5 protein-coding genes are annotated in these 5800 nt (G+C 42.3%); 2 read left to right on the top strand and 3 right to left on the bottom strand.

The window, feature by feature from the left end; genetic code table 11:
• Positions 1 to 171 precede the first annotated feature (171 nt).
• Positions 172 to 1596 (top strand): methyl-accepting chemotaxis protein, encoded by a 1425-nt coding sequence (locus AB4653_RS14225; RefSeq protein ID WP_009845230.1) that lies wholly within the window; start codon positions 172 to 174, stop codon positions 1594 to 1596.
• Positions 1597 to 2038: 442 nt separating this feature from the next.
• Here AB4653_RS14225 and AB4653_RS14230 read toward each other — a convergent pair whose 3' ends face one another.
• From AB4653_RS14230 to AB4653_RS14240, 3 genes are all read right to left on the bottom strand, one after another.
• Complete coding sequence (locus AB4653_RS14230) at positions 2039 to 2767, bottom strand: HAD-IA family hydrolase (protein WP_032555040.1); 729 nt, start codon at positions 2765 to 2767, stop codon at positions 2039 to 2041.
• A gap of 208 nt (positions 2768 to 2975) precedes the next feature.
• The gene (locus tag AB4653_RS14235) at positions 2976 to 4784 is read right to left on the bottom strand and encodes an HD domain-containing phosphohydrolase (protein ID WP_102257717.1); all 1809 of its coding nucleotides are present in this window, start codon (positions 4782 to 4784) and stop codon (positions 2976 to 2978) included.
• A gap of 60 nt (positions 4785 to 4844) precedes the next feature.
• Positions 4845 to 5339 (bottom strand): hypothetical protein, encoded by a 495-nt coding sequence (locus AB4653_RS14240; protein WP_009845198.1) that lies wholly within the window; start codon positions 5337 to 5339, stop codon positions 4845 to 4847.
• Positions 5340 to 5587: 248 nt separating this feature from the next.
• On the opposite strand from AB4653_RS14240, the gene AB4653_RS14245 reads away from it, so the two are divergent.
• A partial coding sequence (locus AB4653_RS14245) for a CreA family protein (protein WP_372104508.1) occupies positions 5588 to 5800 on the top strand: 213 nt, incomplete at its 3' end.

Consider the following 5800-nt stretch of genomic DNA (forward strand, 5'->3'; position numbering starts at 1 on the left):
GGTTATTACCATCATTAGGCTAATAAACCCATCGAGAGCAAAAATACTTGATTGATGTCTCATTAACGATATATTGCTGTCATGAATTTTCATAATTAATCGATCGGAATCACATTTTTATTAAGGTCGGTTATTTAGAGTCCACGGTAAAGGATTTACCGTGGAGTTTTTATGAAAGAAGTACAATTTAGAACGATAGACAAACTGTTTATTAAAATGTCTATTAACGACAAGTTTTGGGTCATTTTCTTGATCTTTTTCGCCGCTGTAGCAAGCCTCGCTGGCTTCAACTATGTCAACAAGCTAGAACAAATTGACGCAAGTGCAAAACAGCAGGTTGAGTTTCAATTGCAAGGCATTTTATCAGCGTCAGATTCCCCAGCTTCGGTTCGTTCTGTTAGCCAACAAACACGCCTTCAAGAAACCACTATTTCAAACACGGGTTCGGTGACTGCTACGGCACTGGCACAAGATGGCAACTACTACTCTCTTACCGTTTCAACTACTGATACACAGAACCAAAAGCAGCAAGCTCTGTACACATTATTACTCAGTCTTTTATGGTGTTTGCCTTTTGGTCTTTTCTGTTACTGGGTTGCAACCTTCCTAGGAGGCGCACTTTGGGTTCTTTACTCAACCACTCAAAAGATTGGTGATGGTGATTTAACATCTCGCCTTGGCTTCCATCCAGGCCGAGATGAGTTTGGTACGATTGGTTGCGCCCTTGACCGTTCAATGGATACGCTAAGTGAACTAGTCAATAACGTAAACCAAAACGCAGCGACACTGAGTGAAACGTCAGCTTCTTTCGAAAAAGAGATGAAGCGTAGTGAAACACAGATTATGAGCCAGAATTCATCTCTAGACTCTGTTGCAACGGCAATGGATCAGATGACGGCATCAGCGAATGAAGTATCTAATATCTCTGCGCGCTCTACAGAGCAAGCGGAGCAAGATGCTCAACAAATCAATGATAGCCATGCTATGGTTCAGCAAGCAATCTCAGAGATAACCACCCTTTCTTCTTTGATTGAGCAAACCTCGTCTTCTGTTACGAGCTTGAATGTAAATACAAGCCAAATCAACGAAGTCATCACCACGATCAACGCAATTTCTGAGCAAACCAACTTACTTGCGCTAAATGCCGCGATTGAAGCAGCTCGTGCGGGTGAACAAGGTCGTGGTTTCGCCGTTGTTGCTGATGAAGTAAGAACGCTTGCTAGCAGAACTCAATCCGCTACAGTTGAGATCCAAACGATGATTGAACGCTTACAGCAAGAGAGTCAAAATATTGCTAAGATCACGGTGCAAACGGTTGATCAAGCGCAAACCAGTAGCCAACTCATTTCACATATCGGTGATGACGTAAACTCGATTGCAGATTCCGCACAAGCGCTAATGGACATGAGTCTACAAATAGCAACGTCAGCTGATGAACAAAGCAACGTAGCGAATACCATCGCTGCTGAGCTTAATGATATACGAGGCCAATCAGACGTAATCAAAGATGTCGCTCAAAACTCTTCAAAGGGCGTATCTAAGCTGACTGAAGCATCGGTTTCTCTGTCTCAAACTTTGGCAAGATACCGCACTTAGCACTTAGCTATCAGCTATTTGCACTTAATGTTTGATGCTTAATGCTTAATGCTTAATGCTTAATGCTCAGAATTAAGAACAAACCTAAGAAGGACTCATATAGAGTCCTTCTTTTATTGGTGTCGATTAATAACCATGGCAAATCCATACTCCTCAGTTATTAACATGAAGTAAGTCGCAAAGGAGGGATTAAGAGGAGCCAAAACTGTCTAATAATCGAGCTTAGGGGTAATCTATTTGAACGGGTCTTATTTTCGCTTACCCTTTTGCTGCAGGTGACACATAATGAATAAAACAGATGCACCATACACCGACGACATCACATGCCCTTTATGCCAACATGACGAATATCTACTTTCAGAAAGTGGAGAGAAGTTCACTTGTGCTGCATGTGGTTTCCACACAACACAATTAAGCAAAGTAGTCAGCCTTCAATTAGGCTCTACCCCACCAAAGCTCCAGAGTGCGGTATACCACCACTTGAGCAGCGCTTGCCATTAATCCAAATCGATATTTCTTCCAAACTGTAAATATCCTGAGCCGCTAGCTCTGCTATGTCGGCTTCGGTATTATCACTCAATGAACCTTCAAACGTTGGTCGCAATCTAAAAGATTGAATACCCGCACGAACCCCTGCTTCAATGCCTTTCACCGTGTCATCAACATAAATACATTCGTTTGGTAAAAAGCCCATATTCATTGCGGTATACATGATCAGGTCGGGCTCAGGTTTCCAGCTATTGGCATCAAAAGCTGAAAATACTTTGCCTTTGAAGTCGTCGAGCATTCCTGTCATAGCCAATGAGGATTCAACTCGAGATTTAGGCGCATTGGAAGCGATACAAAACTCAATGTCTTGTTGCTTGAGGAATTCAATAAGCTCAATAGCACCATCCATCGGTTTTAAATGGCGTTGGAACAAGGCTTCTAATTCAGTGCGATAAATCGGCTCGAGTGTATCGATGGAGATAGATAGCCCTAAACGTGCTTGCGTATCCATTAAGATGTCAGCTAGCTTCCCACCTTGAAAGTGCACATAGCAGTCATTAACGCTTAACTTAGCCCCAAAGCCAGAAAACACATTCACTAAGGCTTGGCAACACAGCTTCTCGCTATCGATGAGTGTTCCATCACAATCGAAAATTACACATTTAGTTTGTTCTAACCGCATAGCTCTCTCACTCGCATTGAATTCAAGTTTTATCCTATAGTGTTCTTTCAATACGCGTGATGATTAAGGTAACACTTTACCTATCGCCCCTTATTTCTCTACGCGAAATATGCAGTGGATCACTTTATGCCTAACCATAAGCAACAGTACTCATTAAATTAATATACTTTGAGCGTCACCAATCACGACTTTATTTGCCAATAAACCGTTAATTCACGGCCAATTCTTCAATAACAATAGGTTTATCCGTTAATTCAATGCGACATTCCGCGGTGATGGTATCTGGATACGAATCACGAATAGCAACAAACTCGGGTAAGTGGCTCAGTAGTAACTGAGTAAGCTCAGGGTCGAACTGACAGCCGCATTCTCTCTCGAACAAATCGATAACCATCTCTAATGGCCACGGCTCTTTGTAACAACGGGCACTGAGTAGTGCATCAAACACATCCGCGACGGCCGTAATACGGGCAAACAAGTGAATTTCGTCACCCACTTTGCCATTAGGATATCCAGCCCCATCCCAACGTTCATGATGCTCGTTGGCAATGATAGCAGCCAGATTGGTAATATCACCGGCTCCACTCTTCAATAAGTTATAGCCTGCCGTTGTGTGAAGCTTCATCACTTCCCACTCTTGCTCGGTCAATTTACCTGGTTTATCCAAGATTGATTCTGGGACTGAAATTTTACCCACATCATGCATCGGACTAATGATCTCTATCATCTCGACCTCGCGATGGCTCAAGCCACGATACTTAGCAAGCAACGCAGACAACTTGGCGACACGCTTAACGTGATTTCCGGTTTCGCCAGAGCGAGTTTCAATCGCCTCTCCGAGAACATGAATCATATCTTTTTGAATATTCAGTGTTTGCTTCTGAAGTTTTAAGATTCGTTTGCTCTTTTTAGCCAGTTCTTTCTTTTGGCGTAGAGTGACAAATTGCATCAAAATAATCAGGCTCAAACCTGCAATGACCATCGACAAACCCAATAGCAACTGAAAGTTTTTACGAATAAAGGATGAAGGCTCATTAATGAATACAGCCTCATCAGGTAGCGCACTCTCACGGATACCGAACTTTTTCATCGCTGGATAATTGAAAACAAAACGTTTGTTATCACCTGGCGTTAAAGGTTCGCTGAAACCAAGAGGTAGGTACTTATCGAGCGCCTTAACCGTCTCTTCCCCCATGCTTTGAGAGTGATTCACATAGCCACCAAGTACATCTCCCGAAATATAGAACTGCCACAAAGCAAACACTGGAGCAGCACTTGCTTTAGACAAAGTATCCGAAACCTCTTGATAAGTATGATACACGCCTCGATTCAATTCGGTATTGTAATGACTGAGCAAAACCGCGTCATCAGCGGAGATACCTTCCAAAAACTGACGGGTACGCACTAACGATAGATCGCGTATTTCAACCAATGTGATATTAGGGAACTCAGTCATCACGCGATTCATCTCTTTGCGAATCAACTCAGAAGTGACACTGTAATCATTGATGAAATACAGTATTTTTAGGTTAGGTCTTAACTTCGAAATTAGATCAATATTGACGTCTATCTGATCGTTCTCATAAAGCACGGTTGCTCTATCAGACACCGAATACATGTCGGTACTGAAATCGTTAATACCGGCAGCAACGACAGGTGTGGAGCGATCGATCAAACTAGGCAGAGATTCAAGGAAGTTAGCCGCGTTGTCGTCAGTCGCGATTACACCATCAAACTTATAATCTGCATATTTGGTACGTAAGTAGTTCGCGATAGAATCGTAGTACTCAGGGCTATGGACGCGCTTTGAATCCAAATACTCGATTGAGAGTTTAACTTCGGCTTGAGATTGGCTGAACGCACTGTCTATCCCTTTTTGGAAGTCAGCGGTCCACTGATAAGAAGGTTCGTATGAGTGTAAAACTAGGATGCGTTTGATATCCCAGTCATTAGCAAAACTGAGTGAAGAATAAGCGCTAACACACAATACAGCGATTGAGAACAATAGCTTGTACATACAATACCCTTTAAATAAGACGGGGTATTTTACTTAGATTAACGCTTTCTCAAAGAACCTTTAGTTCTCGACCCACACTTTATCGCGAGAAGCATGATCTTGTGCCCAAAAATCAAGGATCTGCTTAGCAAAAGCGTTGATACTTTGACCACCTCCAACCACAACATCTGAGATTAGCAGAGAATCCTCCGCTTCTGTAACGATAGCGCTCGCTGCTACATCACCATTTTGAGTCCCTATGTATAAGACATGTTCGTCAGATAACATAATCTGACTCAAAAACTCTAACATGTGCGCCCTTTCGGTTTCATCTTGGTAAGCGCTGGCTTGGTTAAGTGAAAAAAGTACGGTCAGTTTATGGAAGTCGACTTTATGCAGTTCATCAATTTGGGAAGGTGTTTGATCTTGGGTGAGGAGTTGGTATGTCTTGGACGGGAGTTTGCTTTGATAAAGTTCTCGGCCTAGCAGGCTCTCTTTTGCGGGGTAGGCAATATCGAGTTGACTAAACAGCCATTGGTTTTTCTTCTGTACAATTTCAGGTATTTCGTTATTCATTCTTTTAGTACCTACGGTTAGTATCCCCAAATGTCACAGCTATTTGGAAGACATATATTCGACTGAGGTGCCGAGCTACAAGCACAGAGCATACAGAGCATGACCAAGGCCAACAAGTACTTTAAATGCTTCATATTTTCCATTATCCAACAACATCCTTTAAGAACTTAACGAAAAGCTCTACACTCGTATTCAAGCTTTCAATATCCTTATAGTAAACAGAACTCTATAAATAAAAAGGACTTCTTATGAAAAAAGCCTTAATAGCAGCGGGTATCATCACAATGTTGGCTGGCTGTTCGGACAACGAGGTTGGCGACGTCTCTCTTGGATTCTTCACAATGAAGGATATCAAAATGTCTTCTTTAGATGATGATAAAATCGCAGGTGTGACTTGTCATATCGCTTCAATCGAAGCAAACCTTAGCCTTTCCGATCCAAGCGATAGCTCTATCTCTTGT

Origin of the sequence: Vibrio sp. 10N.222.48.A3 (genome assembly GCF_041475345.1) — a bacterium.
GTDB lineage: Bacteria > Pseudomonadota > Gammaproteobacteria > Enterobacterales > Vibrionaceae > Vibrio > Vibrio tasmaniensis_A.